The 16,102-nt window shown below is 74.2% G+C and carries 10 protein-coding genes; all 10 read right to left on the bottom strand.

The window, feature by feature from the left end:
- Positions 1–3: 3 nt before the first annotated feature.
- A complete protein-coding gene (locus tag FHU30_RS06965; protein WP_253873116.1) occupies positions 4–471 on the bottom strand; it encodes an acyl-CoA thioesterase in 468 nt (155 codons plus the stop codon).
- The gene (locus FHU30_RS06960; RefSeq protein ID WP_253873113.1) at positions 468–6,272 is read right to left on the bottom strand and encodes a type I polyketide synthase; all 5,805 of its coding nucleotides are present in this window, start codon (positions 6,270–6,272) and stop codon (positions 468–470) included. Before FHU30_RS06960 ends, FHU30_RS06965 begins: the two co-directional genes overlap by 4 nt.
- Positions 6,269–7,225, bottom strand: coding sequence for a DUF1702 family protein (locus tag FHU30_RS06955; protein WP_253873110.1), 957 nt, complete (start codon positions 7,223–7,225; stop codon positions 6,269–6,271). Before FHU30_RS06955 ends, FHU30_RS06960 begins: the two co-directional genes overlap by 4 nt.
- 301 nt (positions 7,226–7,526) lie before the next feature.
- Positions 7,527–8,531: an enediyne biosynthesis protein gene (locus FHU30_RS06950; RefSeq protein ID WP_253873108.1), complete on the bottom strand. Its 1,005-nt coding sequence runs from the start codon at positions 8,529–8,531 to the stop codon at positions 7,527–7,529.
- Positions 8,528–10,486 carry a CRTAC1 family protein gene (locus tag FHU30_RS06945; protein WP_253873104.1) on the bottom strand — a complete coding sequence of 653 codons (1,959 nt, stop codon included), beginning with the start codon at positions 10,484–10,486 and terminating at the stop codon, positions 8,528–8,530. The genes FHU30_RS06950 and FHU30_RS06945 overlap by 4 nt, the downstream gene beginning before the upstream one ends.
- Before the next feature lie 245 nt (positions 10,487–10,731).
- Complete coding sequence (locus FHU30_RS06940; protein WP_253873101.1) at positions 10,732–11,721, bottom strand: DUF1702 family protein; 990 nt, start codon at positions 11,719–11,721, stop codon at positions 10,732–10,734.
- Between the two features lie 135 nt (positions 11,722–11,856).
- Positions 11,857–12,147, bottom strand: coding sequence for a putative quinol monooxygenase (locus tag FHU30_RS06935; RefSeq protein ID WP_253873097.1), 291 nt, complete (start codon positions 12,145–12,147; stop codon positions 11,857–11,859).
- Entirely contained in the window at positions 12,144–12,839 is a 696-nt protein-coding gene (locus FHU30_RS06930; protein ID WP_253873094.1) for a glycerol-3-phosphate responsive antiterminator, read from the bottom strand. Before FHU30_RS06930 ends, FHU30_RS06935 begins: the two co-directional genes overlap by 4 nt.
- Before the next feature lie 34 nt (positions 12,840–12,873).
- Positions 12,874–14,430, bottom strand: coding sequence for an FAD-binding oxidoreductase (locus FHU30_RS06925; RefSeq protein ID WP_253873092.1), 1,557 nt, complete (start codon positions 14,428–14,430; stop codon positions 12,874–12,876).
- Entirely contained in the window at positions 14,427–16,100 is a 1,674-nt protein-coding gene (locus FHU30_RS06920) for a glycerol-3-phosphate dehydrogenase/oxidase (protein WP_253873884.1), read from the bottom strand. Before FHU30_RS06920 ends, FHU30_RS06925 begins: the two co-directional genes overlap by 4 nt.
- Between the last annotated feature and the right edge of the window lie 2 nt (positions 16,101–16,102).

The raw sequence follows: 16,102 nt of genomic DNA, 5'->3' as shown, positions 1-16,102 counted from the left end.
CGTTCACGCCGTCCTCCCCGCGCCGGCCGGGCTCGCCACGGCGGACGGCGTGTACGGCGCGAGCGCCCGGACGAGCGACTCGGGCACCCGCGCCGGGACCGTCCGCCCGTTCGGGCCGCGCATGCACGCCACCCGCTGCCGCCCGCGGGCGACGAGGGCCTCGCCGCCCCCGGCGTCCAGCCGGACGTAGTCGAAGCTGAACTCCAGCTGCGTCTGCGCCAGCTCGACCAGCCGCATCCGCACCGACAGCTCGTCGAACGCGGTGATCTCGGCGAAGAACTCGCAGTCGACCTTCAGCGTGAACAGCTTCAGGTCGGCCTGCAGCTCGGCGAGGACGGCGGGCGCGCGCCGCTTGAGGAACATCTCCCGGCAGCGGCCCTGCCAGCGCAGGTAGTTGACGTAGTAGACGTTGCCGACGAGGTTGGTCTCCTCGAACCCGACGGTGTGCCGGTACTCGTAGTAGTCGCTCATGCTGTGGACCGCCCTTCTCCGGTGAGGACTGCGAACACGACCGGGTCCGGGACGCCCCGCACGGCCGTGGCGAACGTGCCGACCCGCAGGCCGCCGGAGGCGAGCACCGCCCAGCCCGGCTTCCCGGACACCGCACCGCGCGCTCCTCCCGCGCCGCCGGACGCCGCGCCGGACGCGGCGCCGGCCGCAGCGCCGGCGGCCGCCGAGGTGAGCGGCGCGTCCGGCGGCGCTCCGGCCTTCTGCAGGCATTCGGCCGCGGCCCAGACCCGGGTGGCGGCGACGTCGAACGGTTCGCCGAGGTCGCGCGCGACCAGGTCGGCGAGGGCCCGGCGGGCGCCGAGCAGGCCGTCCCACACCTCGGCCGGACGCGCCTTGGCCTGCTCCGCGTCGCAGGCCACGGGCCGTTCGGCCGCCGCGAACACCGTCAGCCCCGGACCGTGCGAGGACGACACCGACCGGACCCCGTCGACCTCGGGCCGCCCGTCCGGGCGGTACCGGACGGTGACGGGCCGTCCGAGCGCCCGTCCGGCGGCCAGCGCGGTCATCTCCCGCCGGTCCATGCCGGCCGGGGGGTGCGGTTCGACCGCGACGGCCACCTGCACGCCGAGGACGTCTTCAACGGCGCGTTCCAGGTAGGGCCCGAGCAGCGGCGCCACCCAGGGGCCGCTGCCGTCGGACCGGCGGACGGCCTGGAGCCGCAGCCCGTCCCAGCGCTCGACGATCTCGCCGTCCGCGTTCTGGACGGTGATGTCGTAGACGTGGGTGTCGCCGTCGCGGTACCGCTCGGTCGCGCGGTACCGCAGCTCGCCCGTCCCGGACGCGCGCGGGCCCGCCGGGTAGAGGCGCTCGATGCCGGTCGGCAGCAGGGTCGCGTCGGGGACGCAGACCTGGTTGCCATGCATCAGCGCGTCCCGCATGCCGGGGTCGCCGAGCAGCAGGTCGCCGGGCAGGAACCCGGAGAACCAGTCGGCCGGGCCGGTCGCGACGTCCGCGTCCACGTGCCGGGCCGCCGCGCGGTGGTAGGTGCGCAGCCGGTGGAACCGCTCGCCCTGGAACAGCACGCGTCCGTACAGGTCGGACGCCGGGTCGAGCGCTACCGGCGGCAGCCCGCCCGTGGGCGCGCGATCCGGCGGGACGGGCTCGTCGGAGTAGCGGAGGCGGGCGCGGAAGTGGTCGGCGGCGAAGCCGGTCTCGGCGCTGCGGACGGCGGCGTCGACGGTCCCGTCCTCGGCGACGGTCACCGCGATCCGGATCGTGGTCGAGCCGTCCGGCGGGACGACCACGGGACGCGCGAACTCGGCGTCCTCGAAGACCGGCGTCCCGGTGCGGCCGAGGACGGCCGCGCCCGCCTGCGCCATGGCCTCCATGCCGAACACGGCGGGGAACAGCGCGTTGCCGTCCAGCAGGTGGTCGGCGAGGTAGTGGTCGGTTCCGGGGTCGAGGACGACCTCGGTGACGAGCTCGACGCCCGGGTAGTGCACGAGCGGCTGCCCGACGAAGCGCAGCAGAGGCAGGTCGGCGCGCTCCCGGCGGACGGTGTCGACGCGTCCGGTGCGGCCCGCGACGACGACGACGCGCGGCGCGTCCGGGTCGGCGAGCAGCCGCCGCATGGCCTCGACGCCGGGGCCGGGCGGGATCGCGGTGATGCCGTCGCGGCCGAGCGAGTCGACCACCGACAGCCGCTCGCCCATGCCGACGCCGGACCAGACCGACCATTCCAGGCACAGGCAGCGGCAGTCGGGGTGCCAGCCCGCGACGGCCTCGGTCAGCTCGGCGAGCCACTCGTTGGCGAGGGAGTAGTGCGCCTCGCCCGCGAGCCCGGCGCGTCCGATGATGCTGCCGAAGGTGACGAGCAGCCGCAGCCGGCCGGGGTCGACGGCGTCCAGGACGGCCCGGAGCCCGCCGATCTTGGGCGCGAGCGCGGCGTGGAACGCGTCGAGGTCGAGGTTGGCGAGCGAGGCGGGCTCGTTGCGTCCCGCGCCGTGCAGGATCGCGGTGACCGGGCCCAGCTCGCGCGCCGCCTCGGCGACGGCCTCGCGGACCCGCTCGGGGTCGGTGACGTCGGCCCGGACGTAGTGGACGTGGACGTCCTTCTCCGCCATCCGGGCGAGGTTGGCGGCGAGTTCCTCGTCGTCGGCGGGGTCGGACCGTCCCATCAGGGCCAGCGCGGCGCCCGTATCGGTGGCGAGGGCCAGCGCGCACTCCGCGGTGATGCCCTTGCCGCCGCCGGTGACCAGCACGACGTCGCCGGGGCCGAGCGGCGCGGCCGTCCTTTCCGGCCGGGCCGGAAGCGCCCGCAGCGTCGGCACCCGCCGGACACCCGCGGTGTCGAAGCGCGCCTCGCTGAACCCGGTGGTCGCGGCGACCTCGGTGGCGATCCACGGCACCGCCTCCGCGCGCGGCGGGACGGTCACGACCGTCACCTTCACGTGCGGGTTCTCCTGCCTGAGCGTCTTGGCGACCCCGGCGGCGCCCCGCCCGTTCTGGACGAGGACGAACCGCCCGCCGTCCAGCGCGGCCTTCGCGCCTTCGAGCACCGGCGGCAGGTCCGCCTCGGTGCAGTCGGTCGGGAGGCAGACCAGCACGCCGTCCCCGACGCGCGCGGTCTCCAGCGCGCGGCGCAGCGGCTCGGCGAGCGGGTGGCCGTCGGGGGCGAACACCCGCCAGGTGCCGGGCGCCTCGTCCGTTTCGACGGTTTCGGGCAGGGGCTCCTCGGCGAGGTCGATCGCGAACGCGCGGACCCACGAGGCCGCGCCCTCCACGACCGGCGCGGCCGGGGCGCTGCCCGCCAGGCCGTCCAGCACGCCGGCGAGCTCGGCGAGTGTCGCGGTGGCGAAGTTGGCGGGCACGCTGCCCGGCTGGACGCCGAGCGCGAGCGCCGCCTGGTTCATGATCTGGCCGACCGTGATGGAGCTGAGGTGCAGGTCGTCCAGGAGCCCGGCGTCGTCGCGGACGGTCTCGGGCGGCAGCTCGGCGCGCTCGGCGGCCAGCCGCCGCAGGATCTCCAGCCCGGACTCCCCGGACGGCCCGCCTTCGGAAGCCTCGGCCGAGGTGTCCACCTTGACCGTTTCGTGGGCGATCGTCAGATCGGGCGCCTGCTCGCACGGGCTGGCGAAGAACGAGAACTCCGCGCCCAGCTCCAGCGGCCGGACGAACCGGCCGCGGAACAGCGCGGCGGTGTCGAGCGGCGCGCCCGTCACGAACGCGGCCGCCGCGACCCGCAGCAGCGCCGACGCCGACTCGTCGTCGGTGTCGAGCGCGACCGCCGGGACGTCGGCGATGCCCGCGGCGAGGCCGCTGAGCACCCGGCCGGGCCCGACCTCGACGAACAGGTCCACGTCCTTGGCGGCGAGCTGGACGGCCTGCCCGAACAGCACCGGGCCGGTGATCTGGCGGCGCAGCAGCACCGGGACGTCGGTGTCGGGCGGCAGCACCTCGCCGGTCACGGTGGACACGACGCGGCGTCCGACCGGACGCAGCGGGCGGCCGTCGAGCCACGCGCCGAACGCGTCGGCGGCGGGCGCGACCAGCGGCGAGTGGAACGCGTGCGAGACCGCGAGGGCGGAGAACCCGATCCCGGCGCGGTCTGCGCGGCGGCGGGTCTCGGCGACCGCGTCCTCCGGGCCGGCGACGACGGTCTGGTTCGGGCCGTTGTACCCGGCGATGACGACGGGCAGGTCCGCGATCAGCGACGCGACGGCGTCCGGGTGGGCGGCGAGGCCCGCCATCGTGCCGGGCTCGCTGCGCTCGGCCATCGCCCGGCCGCGGGCCGCCGCCATCGCGGGCAGCTCGTCCGCGCCGATCGTCCCGGCCCAGTGCAGCGCGGTGATCTCGCCGAGGCTGTGCCCGACCGCGACGTCCGCGGCGATGCCGAGGCCGTCCAGCACGCGCAGCCCGGCGAGGGAACCGGTGACGATGCGCGGCTGGGCGACCTCGGTCGCGGACGGGTCGCCGTCCGAGGGCAGCGCGACGCGGGCGTACACGTCCTCGGCCTCGGCGAACCGGCGGCGGAGCGCGCCGCCGGTCGTGCCGCGTCCCGAGCCCTGGCCCGGGAACAGGAACCCGATGCGGGCCGGGCGGGTGACGTGGCCGAGCAGCGTCGCGCCGCCCGGAGTGAGCAGCGAGGTCTCGCCCGCGTCCAGGGCTTCGGCGAGGCGCCGGAGCTTCCGTTCGGCGTCGGCGGGCGAGGTGACGACCGCGGCGGCCCGGTAGGGAAGGTCGGCGAGCTTCCGCTGGGCGGCGGCCGAGGCGTCGGCGAGCTGCGCGTACGAGACGCGCGCTACCCACCCGGCCAGCTCCACGAGCCGTTCGCGCAGCTCATCGGGGGTGGACGCGTCGACCATCAGCAGCTCGGCGTCCTGCGGCGAGGACGCCAGGACGCGCGTCTCGTCGTCGAACGAGGCGTCCCCGGCGGCCGGAGCGCCCTCGATGACGAGGTGGGTGTTGATCCCGCCGAAGCCCATCGCGGTGACCCCGGCCCGGACGGGCGCGCCGTCCGGCCAGGGCTCGGCCTTGCGCAGGACGCGCAGCGACGCGCCGTCCCCGGCCAGCACCGGATGCGGCTCCACCGAACCGATGCTCGGCGGCAGCACGCGCGCGTCCACGGCCATGACGGCCTTGATGAACCCGGCGACCCCGGCCGCGGCCTTGGTGTGGCCGATCATGCCCTTGACCGACCCGATCACGGCCCGGTCCCCGGCCCCCGCGGCCGCGCGGGCCTCCGACAGGGCGGTCAGCTCGGTGCGGTCGCCGACCTCGGTGCCGGTGCCGTGGCCCTCGAAGAACGGGACGGTGTGCACGCCGAACCCGGCGCGCTCGTACGCGCGGCGCAGCGCCAGCCGGTACCCGCCGACCTCGGGACGGGTGATCCCGCCGCGCCCGTCGGACGAGATGCCCCACCCGGCGACCGACGCGTACACGCGCAGGTCCTGCGCGCGGGCGTCGGCCTCGCGCATCAGCACGACCATGCCGCAGCCCTCGCCCGGCCAGAAGCCGTTCGAGCCGCGGTCGTAGACCCGCATCTCGCCGCGCGCGAGCGCGCCGGTCTTGGCGAACCCGATGATCTCGAACGGGTCGATGGACAGGTCCACGCCGCCCGCGACGGCGACGTCCAGCTCGTCCTCCAGCAGCGCGCGGCAGGCGGTGGCGACCGACAGCAGCGACGAGGAGCACGCCCCGTCCACGGTGTAGCCGCCGCCCTTGAGGTCGTAGTGGTTGCAGATCCGCCCGGCGATGGTGTTGGACAGGCCGCCCGCGAGGGTGTCCTCGTCGACGGGCGGGAACGGGCTCTTGTAGCGGTCCTCCAGCTCGGCCAGGAACGGGCCGATCCGGTCGTCCGGCCAGCCCTCGTCGCGCAGCGCCGCCGCGAGCGTGCGCCGCACGTACGGCCAGCGCAGCCGGAGCAGGTTCGCGCGGGTGAACTCGCCGGTCAGGGTGTTGCCGACGACCACGCCGGTGCGGTCGCGCGGCAGCCCCTCGGCGGCCGGGAACCCGGCGTCGTCCAGCGCCTGCCCGGCGGTGTCGAGCGCGAGCCAGTGCGTGAGGTCGGTGGCGCGGTAGGTGCTCCCGGCGATGCGGTGGCCGACGCGGTCGAACGCGTAGCCCTCGATGACGGCGGCGTTGGACGCGTAGAACCGGTCCGGGGCGGCCGGGTCGGCGTCCCAGTAGTCCTCCAGCCGCATCCGCTCGTCCGGCAGCCGCCGGAAGGCGCGGCGGCCCGCGAGCGCGTTCTGCCACAGCTCGCGCGGCGACGCGGCGTCCGGGTAGCGGCAGGCCATCCCGACGACGGCGATCCGGTTCATGCGAACTCCCCTGCGATCCGGTCCCGCCAGGTCTCGAAGGCGGGGACGGGGCCGTCCGGGCCGTCGTCCACGCGGTCCGGGTCGTCCGGGAGCCGCTCGGCGCAGACCAGCGCCGCCGCCTGGGGCGTGCTGTCGCACAGCACCCGGACGGCCGGCTCGACGTGCGGGACGAGCAGCCCGGCGCGCAGCCGCGCCTCGGCGGCGAACGCGCTGCCCTGCGCGAGCCAGCGGCGGTGCGTCCCGGCCCGGTCCTTCAGGACGGTCAGCTCCTTTTCGGCCGCGCCGCCGGCGTAGGTGGCGGCGAGCCCGACACCACTCCACAGGTCGGGGTGGCGGGCGGGCGCGAAGCCCTCGATCGTGCTCGCGGCCAGCTCGGCGTCGGTGCCGCAGACGAACCACAGCGCCCGGCCGATGCCCTGGTCGATGGCGCGGGCCGCGTAGCCGGACAGCTTCCGGTCCGGCCAGGGGAACGCGGCGTCCCGGTACTGCTGCCGGACGTACCGCTCGGTGCGGAAGTAGGCCTGATGGAAGCCGTAGCCGTCCAGCGCCAACCAGCGCAGCAGCGGGTCGGGCGCGTGGAGGGCGCGCCACCGGAACCGGGGCAGCCGCGCCATGGCCCAGCCGACCCCGACGTACGCCATGTAGGCGTGCGGGTCGCCGGGGCCGGCGAGGAACGCCTCGACGCGGCCGTTGCCCCCGGCGGGCAGGCCGTCCATCACGGCGAGGCCCATGGCCGCGCCCTCGTAGGCGAAGCCCCGGAAGCGCACGGGGATCCGGTCCAGCCGCGCCGCCGCCTCCACCGGCGAGGACGCGGCCGTCGCGGCGGCGTAACCGGAGAGAAAGGTGCGGCCGACCGTTTCCAGCAGTTCCCGCGCCTCGGGGTCCTTCTCGTGGAATCCGCGCACGTCGAGACGGACGGCCGACTCTTTCGGCGTCAGAACGAGACTGCGCATCTTGCGCCACTGACTGGGCAATGCGTGCTCCTGAATTCGGTGCCGATCAGCTCACTCATTCGAATCTCCCGCGCGCCCCGCCGGACGTGCCACTTCGGTCGTGCTTGAGGCCCGCACGGCACGATCCAGGAAGGCATTCGGGAAGACGCCCGGGCATGGCGGAACGCGCCTCCCGGGCGAGAGAGGCGCGTTCCGCCGGTCCGTGGCAAAAACGGGTCGGTTCGGTTCGGGTCGGGTCGAGCGGCGCGGCCGCCGGTCAGGGGCAGGGTCAGGGTCGGAGGTGCGGGGTGCCGGTCGCGGATCAGGCGGGGGCGGGTTGCCCGCCGCCGGACGCGCCGGGCGCGGGCGCGGCGGCCACCGGCTGCGGCGTCCGCGACCTGTTCCGGAAGTGCGCGACCCACCAGCCCAGCCCGCGGATCCCGCAGACGATGGCGGTGGCGTAGAACAGCGTGTAGGTGATGTTGAAGGCCATCAGCACGCCGTAGACGGTCGCGATGCCCGCGCCGAAGATGAACTGCGCGCGCGGCTTGGACGGCGTCGTCCCCGGGTCGGTGACCATGTAGTTGGTGAACAGGATGAACGCGACGCCGCTCATCGCGCCGAGCGCGGAGAACAGCGCGACGTCGTAGATCCAGTGCCGGACGACGGCCTGGATCGCGAACCCGCCCATCCAGCCGGTGATCAGCATCACCCGGCGGGTCAGCATCGCGTTGATGACCGTGCCCGCGGTCGCGATGACGACCGGGATCAGGATCCGGAACAGGCTGTTGGCGTACTCGGTGAACTGGTAGGGCGGGGCGATGCTGACCCACGTGCCGAACAGCAGCAGCGTCACCGAGATGCCGAGGTTGGACGGGTTCATGAAGTGCCGCATCCGCCCGGCCACCGGCGCCTTGAGGACGTGCTTCTGGCCGACCGCGACGACCACGGCGAACATGATCGGCCACCACTGGTCGTTGGCGTACAGCAGCATGTTCGCGGCGAGGCTGGTGATGTGCGCGGGCAGGAGGAACTCGTACAGGCCGCGCGGTCCGTGCCCGCGGTAGCGCGGCGGGCGCCGCTCGGCCCACGCGCCGACCGTCTCAAGGATCAGTTCGGTCGAGTAGCCGGTGGCCAGTGCCAGGAACGGCCAGAGCCAGGGCTGCTCGAAGCCGAGCACGGTGTAGCCGAGGATGTTGAAGACGGTAAGGGAGATCGCGAAGTTGCGCAGCGCGGTATAGCGGGGATCGGGCCCCTTCTTCGCGGGCGCGCCGGCCTTCTCCGCCGGCGCGGGCGTGCCGCTCTGCGACTGGACGGTGGTGGTCATCGGTTCGCGACCTCCTGGGCCGTGTGGTCGAGAAGCAGGGTGTGCGTGCCGGGCGCCAGCGTGAGCTTCTGCTCGTACATCCGGCCGTCCTGGCACCACTGGACGACGGCGCTGACCGGGCGGGTCTCCGCGCCGAGCCCGAAGTGGACCTGGAAGCTGCGCTTGCCGCTGTGCCCGCCGCCGCCGTCCAGGCGGGAGATCTGCGTGCGGCCGTCGGCCGTGCGGATCTGCACGGTCGCGCCGTACGCGGGCGAGCCCGTCCCCTGCAACCCGGTGCCCGGCTTGATGCCCGGGACCGGACGGAACAGGTTCAGCTCCAGGAAGTTGCCGCGTCCGGGGGTGTTGTTGACGTAGAACGCGGGCGGTCCCCACTGCCGCGCGACGGCGAAGTCGAGCGTGCCGTTCGCGCGGGTGTCGCCGATCGCGATGCCGCGCGTCGGGATCGGCGCCGCCATCCCGAGCTGCTTGGACACGTTCACGTACTTGCCGGACGGCGTGGACCCGCGGCGCGTGTAGAACGCCATCGGCTGGTCGCCGGCCAGGTCGTCGTCGCCCGTCCGCATGTGCGGCCACATCCTCGGGTTCGTGTAGACCTGGTCATTGGTCATGGCCATCTCCTGCAGCCACGGCCACCGGCTGATCTTCCCCTTGACGAACCCCTCGGCCTGCAGCACCTCCAGGTTGCCGTCGTTGCGGAAGTCGCCGGTCTTCACGTCCCAGCCCCAGCCCGTCCAGGCCAGGCCGTACTGCTGCGCCTTCTGCGCGAACGGCGCCTTGCCGTCCGCCAGCTGGCTCTTGGCATCGGCGGGGTTCTTCGCCTGGTTGATCCAGGTGAAGTTGCTCTCCTCCAGGCCCCACGCGGTCGTGATGTTGCTGACCAGCATGTCGAAGCGGCCCTTGCCGTCGATGTCGCCGAAGTCGACGCCCATCCCCTTGAACGAGCTGTAGCCCATCGCGAACGACTTGGGCGTGGTCGGGCCGCGGTCGCCCTTGGCCTCCTTGAAGCTGATGTGCCCCGGCGTGGAGGTGTTGTAGAGCAGGTGGTCCTTGCCGAAGTCGTTGGCGAGGTACATCTCGGGCAGCCCGTCGGACGTCAGGTCGGCGCTGGACGCGGCGAGCGTCCAGCCCGTCCCGGCCCGGCGCGGGATCGCGTTCGGCTCCTCCACGTACCGCGCCGCCGGGTGCGGGCCCGCCGTCGCGCCGTACCAGCGGAGCACGTGCGAGCCGCCGCCGTTCTTGGCGTTCGACATGGACGCGTTCATCGTGACGTTGTTGTCGGCGTGCGGGTTCAGCACGTCGGAGTCCGGGAAGTAGTTCGCGACCAGGACGCTCGGGTGACCCGAGCCGTCGAAGTCGGCGACGTTGACCGCGTTGGTGTTCCAGCGGGGCCCGTGGTAGCGGCCGTCGGGCGACTGGTTCGGGACGAGTTCTACCGGCTCGTAGGCGGCCGGTCCGGGGGCCTTGGCGTCCGCCTTGGCCAGGAACTGGATCGGGGTGCGGCCCCAGTAGTAGACCATCAGGTCCATCCGGCCGTCGCCGTTGAAGTCGCCGGGCGCGCAGCCCATGGGCGCCATCGCGGCGTCCATCGGCAGCGGCGCGCCGGCCAGGGCGAACGGGGTGAACCGGTCCTGCGCCGGGGCGGTCGGCGCGTAGGTGACCACGACCTGGTCACTGCGCGGGTCGACCAGGCACAGCGCGTCCGCGCGGCCGCGCCCCCACAGGTCGGTCAGCGCGACCCCCGCGCCCACCGAGGAGATCCAGGTTCTGATGTGCTGGTAGGCCGGGTTCACCCGGCGCACGGTCTGGACCGGCCGGTAGCCGGGCGGCATCGCGATGGGCAGCTCGGCGAAGGAGTAGCGGCTCGCGATCCGCTCCCGCTCCGCGCCGGACGCCGCGGGCAGCCGGGCGACCAGGTACAGCACCAGGACCGCGGCCAGGGCGACGACACCGGGCACCGATCCTCTCATCCGGGCGCTCGAGAATGACATTGTTTCCTTTTCCCTAGAGGGACTGGACCGACAATTCCGCGCGCCGTTCATTCCATGCGCGCCGACCCGTCCACAACGTAGGCGAGCAATTTCGGGCCGGTCCACTTCGAACGTGCTCGGGGAAATCGATCAATGCATTCCCGGAAATGCCCGGAACCCGGCGCGGCCGGAAGCGGCCGGGCCGGGTGCCGAATTGTTCTTCCCTTTTCCGGTCAGCGCCGGGGCGCGCCGGCGGTGAAGCGGTCGCGGACGCCCTTCCGCCACTGCTCGTACGGCGGCCGCGGGCCGCCCGCCTCGGGGTCCACGGCCGCGTCGTCGGCGAGCACCGACGCGTCCTCGACGGTCAGGTCGGTGAGGATCGAGGTCGCCTCGCGGGTGTGCTCCGGGACGAACCCGGCGTGGTCGCGGGCCTTGGCCGCGAACACCGCGCCCTGGGCGAGGTCGGGCGCGTGCTCACCGGCCGCGGCGCGCAGCCGCATCAGGTCGGCGGGGCCGCAGCCGCCCGCGAACACGCAGGCCAGGCCGATACCGCTCCACAGGTCGGGGTGCCGGTGGGCGGCGAACCGCCCGACGGCCGCCGCCACCTCGGGGACGCCGCCGCCGTGGATGAACCAGAGCGCGCGGCCGATGCCCTGGTCCACCGCGCGGGTGAAGTAGCCGGGCGTCCCGAGCCAGGGGTAGGGCTTGGGGACGCGCTGCTCGTCCACCCAGCGGCGGGTGTGGAAGTAGGCGAGGTCGAAGCCGTAGCCGTCCACGGCGAGCCAGCTCATCGTCGGGTGGTACGGCGTGCCGGACAGGTCGGGCAGCACCTTCTTCCACAGCGGGCGCGGCAGCCGGGCCATGGCGAACCCGATGCCGATGTAGGCGAGGAAGAGGTGCGGGGCGCCGGCGCCTTCGAGGAGCGCGCGGGTGCGGCCGCCCTTGCCCGGGCCCATCGCATCCAGGATGGTGCAGGCCATCGTCGCGCCCTCGTAGGCGAAGCCGCGCTGCTCGGGGTCCACGAGCGCGAGCCTGCGTTCCAGCTCCCAGCGGCTGCGCGCGTCGATCCCCCACTCGAAGCCGCACACGACCGCCTGCGGGATGGCCTCCAGGCGCTCGGTGGACGGCGAGGGCGTCACGGGGAAGCCGCGTCCGGCGAAGCTCACCTTCGCCAGGGACGGCGCCATGATGAGCCTGCGCAGCGAGCCGATGGTCGTGGGCATGGTCGCCTCCTCGTCCGCGGCCCGGGCCGCCGCTCCCCCATCCTGCGACGTCCGAAGATCGTCCGACATCTCCCCATTTGCCGGTTTATTCGTCCGGCCGGGGCACGCAGGGAGTTGACGGCGCCCTTTCGGGGGCTACGCGCGGGGGTTCAGGCGGTGCACCTCGCGGCTCTCCAGCCGCGGGACGATCCGCCCGAGGACGATCCGCTGGAAGTGCTCGGAGTCGCAGTGGGCCTGGAAGGCGTCCTCGGAGACGTACTCCTCGTACAGGACGATCAGCTGCTCGTCCTGGGTGCCGGTGTGGGCGCGGTAGGCGAGGTTGCCGGGCTCCTTGCGGGACTCGCGGGCCATCTCGTCCAGCAGGGGGAGCAGGTCGTCCCGCTCCCCCGGCCTGGTGCGGTAGCGGGCAACGACGACGAAGGTCATGAAGGGGTTCCCTTGGTAGGGGCGGCGGCCAGGAGTTCCTCCCGGCGGAGCCGCCAGAGGCGCGGGTCGGAGGTGGCGACGGCCGCCGCGCCCAGCGCGAGCGCGGCGGCGGCGTCCCGTTCGTCCTCCACGAAACCCGCCGCGACATAGGGGCTGAGCAGGCGCTTGGCCTCGGGGTCCAGGCGGGCCGCGATCGGCGCGGGCATCACCTCGACCAGGTCGGGCCGGCCGCGGGTGACGGCGTCCAGGCTGCGGCGCAGGTTGGACCGGTCGGTGACGAAGACCTTCATCATCGTGAACAGGTCCAGCGAGTGGCCCTTCTCGACCAGCGAGAGCCGGGTGCTGACCGCGCCCTGCGCGCCGTTGTCGCGCAGGAACTCCAGCGCGCCGCGGTCCTGGGCGAGCCCGGGGCAGCTGTCCACGTTGACGAAGACGGTCTTGTCCGCGCCGCGCAGCGTGGCGAGCACGCCGCCGAGCTGCCCGACCGGGACCGACGCCAGGATGCACACCCGCGCGGGCGCGTCCAGGAAGCCGCGCACCCGCTGGGTGCCGACGACCGAGCCGATCACCGGCACCTCGTGCAGCGCCCGCGCGAGGGCGGGCAGGCTGCGGGTGACCGCGGACGCGCCGGACGGCCTCGCGGCGCTCCCGGACGGCCCGGCGGACGCGCCGGACGGTCTGCCTGTGTTCATGGTCTGCCCCCGGTGGCGGGTTTCGGTCGGCACGTCAGGCCAGAGGTGACGTGCCGAAACGGCTGGGAAGTCCCAGCTTGCCAGGGTTGAGGATCCCGGCGGGGTCCAGGGCGGCCTTGACCGCCGCGAACGTCGCGAAGCCCGCGCCCAGCGCGTCCTCCAGGTAGGGGCCGCGGAGCAGCCCGCAGCCGTGGTGGTGGCTGATCGCGCTGCCGTGCTGGATCAGCACCCGGTTGGCGGCGTCCCAGACCGCGCGGTACCAGTCGCGGCGCTTGTCCGGGTCCACGTCGCCGCGCAGCGAGAAGTAGACGCAGGCGCCGTCGGTGTAGGCGTGCGACTGGTGCGCGGACGCGGCCAGCGTGCCCGGGACGCCCTGGATCGCGGCCACCACGTCGTCGTAGACGGCCGGGAGGGCGGTCCAGGACGCGGCCATCTCCAGCGTGTCGGCGACGAAGCCGGGCCCGGGCTTGAAGCCGTCGGCGGACTTGCCGACCAGCATCCGCTCGTCCAGCCAGCGCTCGAAGACGGCCTGGCCGTCCAGCTCGGTGCCGTTCGTGTCCCGGCAGACCTCGGCGCTGATCCGGAGCCCGGCGTCGACCAGCTCGGGGTCGCCCTCGTCCGCGATGAGCAGCAGGTTGGTGTCCGGGTGGCCGAAGTGGACGCCGCTCTCCAGCGCGTCGTAGAGCCGCAGGACGGCCGGGGTCGCGCCGCGCTGGAGGATCTTGCGGCAGGCGTCCAGGCCCTCGGCGAACGTCGGGAACCCGTAGGCGACGGCGTTCGCGTATTCGGGCAGCGGGTGGACGCGCAGCCGCGCCGAGACGATCACGCCGAGCGTGCCCTCGGACCCGATGAACAGCTGCCGCAGGTCGGGGCCGGTCGCGGCGCGCGGGTAGTCGCCGTAGGTGGCGCGGGTGCCGTCGGCGTGCACGACGTCGATGCCGACGACCATGTCCTCGATCTTGCCGTAGCGGGTGGACAGCTGGCCCGCGCCGCGGCAGGCGATCCAGCCGCCGACCGTGGAGATCGCGAACGCGGACGGCCAGTGCCCGGTCGTCGCGCCGTGGACCTCCTGGAGCTCCTTCTCGAACAGGTCGCCGAACATGCCCGCCTCGACCTCGACCACCAGCGACTCCTTGTCGAAGTCGGTGATCTGGTTCAGCGCGCACAGGTCCAGGACGACGCCGCCGAAGACGGGCAGCGCCGCGCCGGTCACGTTGCTGCGCCCGGCGGACGGCGTGACCGGGATGCCGTGCTCGTGGCAGATCCGCAGCACGGCCGCGACCTGGTCGGCGTCCGCGGCCTCCACGATCACCGCGTCCGGCGTGGCCGGCCGGCCCTCGGTCTCGCCGATCATGGACCCCGCCCACCAGTCGCGGGTGCGGCGGACCACCTCGTCCCGCGCGGTGTGCACGCACCTCGCCGCGCCGCGCAGCTCGGCCAGCACGTCCTCGGGGACGGCCACGACCTCGCCCTGGAGCGCCGCCGGGCCGTCGCCGGCCGCGGTCGTCCGCGCCCACTTGGACGGGCTGGGCGCGCCCACCACGTAGTCCCCGCGGTTGAACGGGTGGGTGATCGTCTGGCGGCTGATCATGCTGCGACTCCTTCGAGCAGGACGGACTTCTCGTGGGCGACGGCGGCGCGGTAGTCCGCGACCTGCGCGTCGATCTGCCGGGGGGTGAGGCCGAGCTCGGCGCCGAGCAGCGCGCCGACGGCGGGCGCGGCCTCGGCGGACGCGTCCCGGCCGAACAGCCGGGCGCGGGTGCGGCGGGACAGCACGTCGTCCACCGACCGGGCCAGCTCGCACCGGGCCGCGTAGACGACCTCGGCCTTGGTGTAGGGCATGCCGGGGACGACGGGCTCGGCGAGCGTCCCGTCCTCGGCGATCAGGTCGTGCACGAACCGGGCCTCGGTGCCGTACCGCTCGCCCAGGTGCGCGGCGGTCCCGCCGGACGCGGCGACCGCCTCGGCGTCGTAGCCCGCGCCGCCGAGCAGCGGCAGGTTCGCGGTGCGGCTGCGGCTGCGGCCCTTGTGGCCGAGGACGTCCATGACCCTGTCCACGACCAGTTCGCCCATGTGGCGGCTGGTGGTGAGCTTGCCGCCGGTGACGGTGACCATGCCGCCCGCGCCGACGGTGATCCGGTGGTCGCGGCTCATGTCGAGCGTCGCGCCCTCCTTGCCGCCGACCAGCGGGCGCAGCCCGCCGATGCTGCCGAGCACGTCGTCCGGGGTGAGCCGGACGTCGAAGGCCGTGTTCGCGCCGTCCAGGAGGAACTGCATCTCCTCCCGCGTGCACAGGACGTCCTCGACGGACCCCTTGTAGTCGTTGTCGGTCGTGCCGAGGACGACGGCGTCCCCCCAGCGGGTGCAGGTCGCGCGGCGGGCCCGTCCGGGGATCGGGACGGTCACCGTGCAGTCGATGCGCAGCTTGGACCACGGCACCACGATGTGGACGCCCTTGGCGGGCCTGACCTGCGGCGCGTGCCCGGACTCGGCCATCGCGTCGAGCGTGTCGCTCCACACGCCGGTCGCGTTCACGACGGCCGACGCGCGGATCTCGAACTCCTCGCCGTCCGCGTTCACCCGCGCGCCGGTCACCCGGCCGGACGCGTCGGTGGTGATCCGCTCGACCTTCGTGCCGTTCAGGACGGTCGCGCCGAGCGCGGCGGCCGTCCTGACGATCGTCAGGGTCAGCCGGGCGTCGTCGGCGCGGCTGTCGAAGTACAGCAGCCCGCCGGTCAGGTGGTCGGCGCGCAGCGTCGGCGCGTGCGCGAGCACCTCGTTCACGGTGAGCCGCTGGTGCAGCTTGCCGATCCGCCAGCCGCCGAGCAGGTCGTAGGTCCACAGCAGGCCCTCGAACGCCTTGGCCAGCCGCGGGTCGAACACGCCGTCCTGCTTGAGCAGCGGGAACAGGAACGGCAGCCGGTGCACCAGGTGCGGCGCGTTCCGCCGGAACCGCTGCCGCTCCAGCAGCGAGTGCCGGACGAGCCCGAGGTTGCCCTGCTCGATGTAGCGGAGCCCGCCGTGCACCATCTTCGACGACTTGGACGAGGTGCCGGACGCGAAGTCGTCCTTCTCGACCAGCGCGACCCGCAGCCCGCGCGACACCGCGTCCAGCGCGGTGTAGGCGCCGGTCACGCCGCCGCCGACGACCAGCACGTCGAAGCGCTCGCCGGCCAGCGCGCGCAGCGCGGCCGCGCGGTCCAGCGCCAGCGGGCGGGCGCGGGTGGCCGCCGCCTTCCGGCTCGGCCTGCGGGCGGGCATGG

The organism is Actinomadura rupiterrae, assembly GCF_024172125.1.
GTDB classification, from domain to species: domain Bacteria; phylum Actinomycetota; class Actinomycetes; order Streptosporangiales; family Streptosporangiaceae; genus Spirillospora; species Spirillospora rupiterrae.
This window is presented reverse-complemented; position numbering and strand designations above follow the sequence as displayed.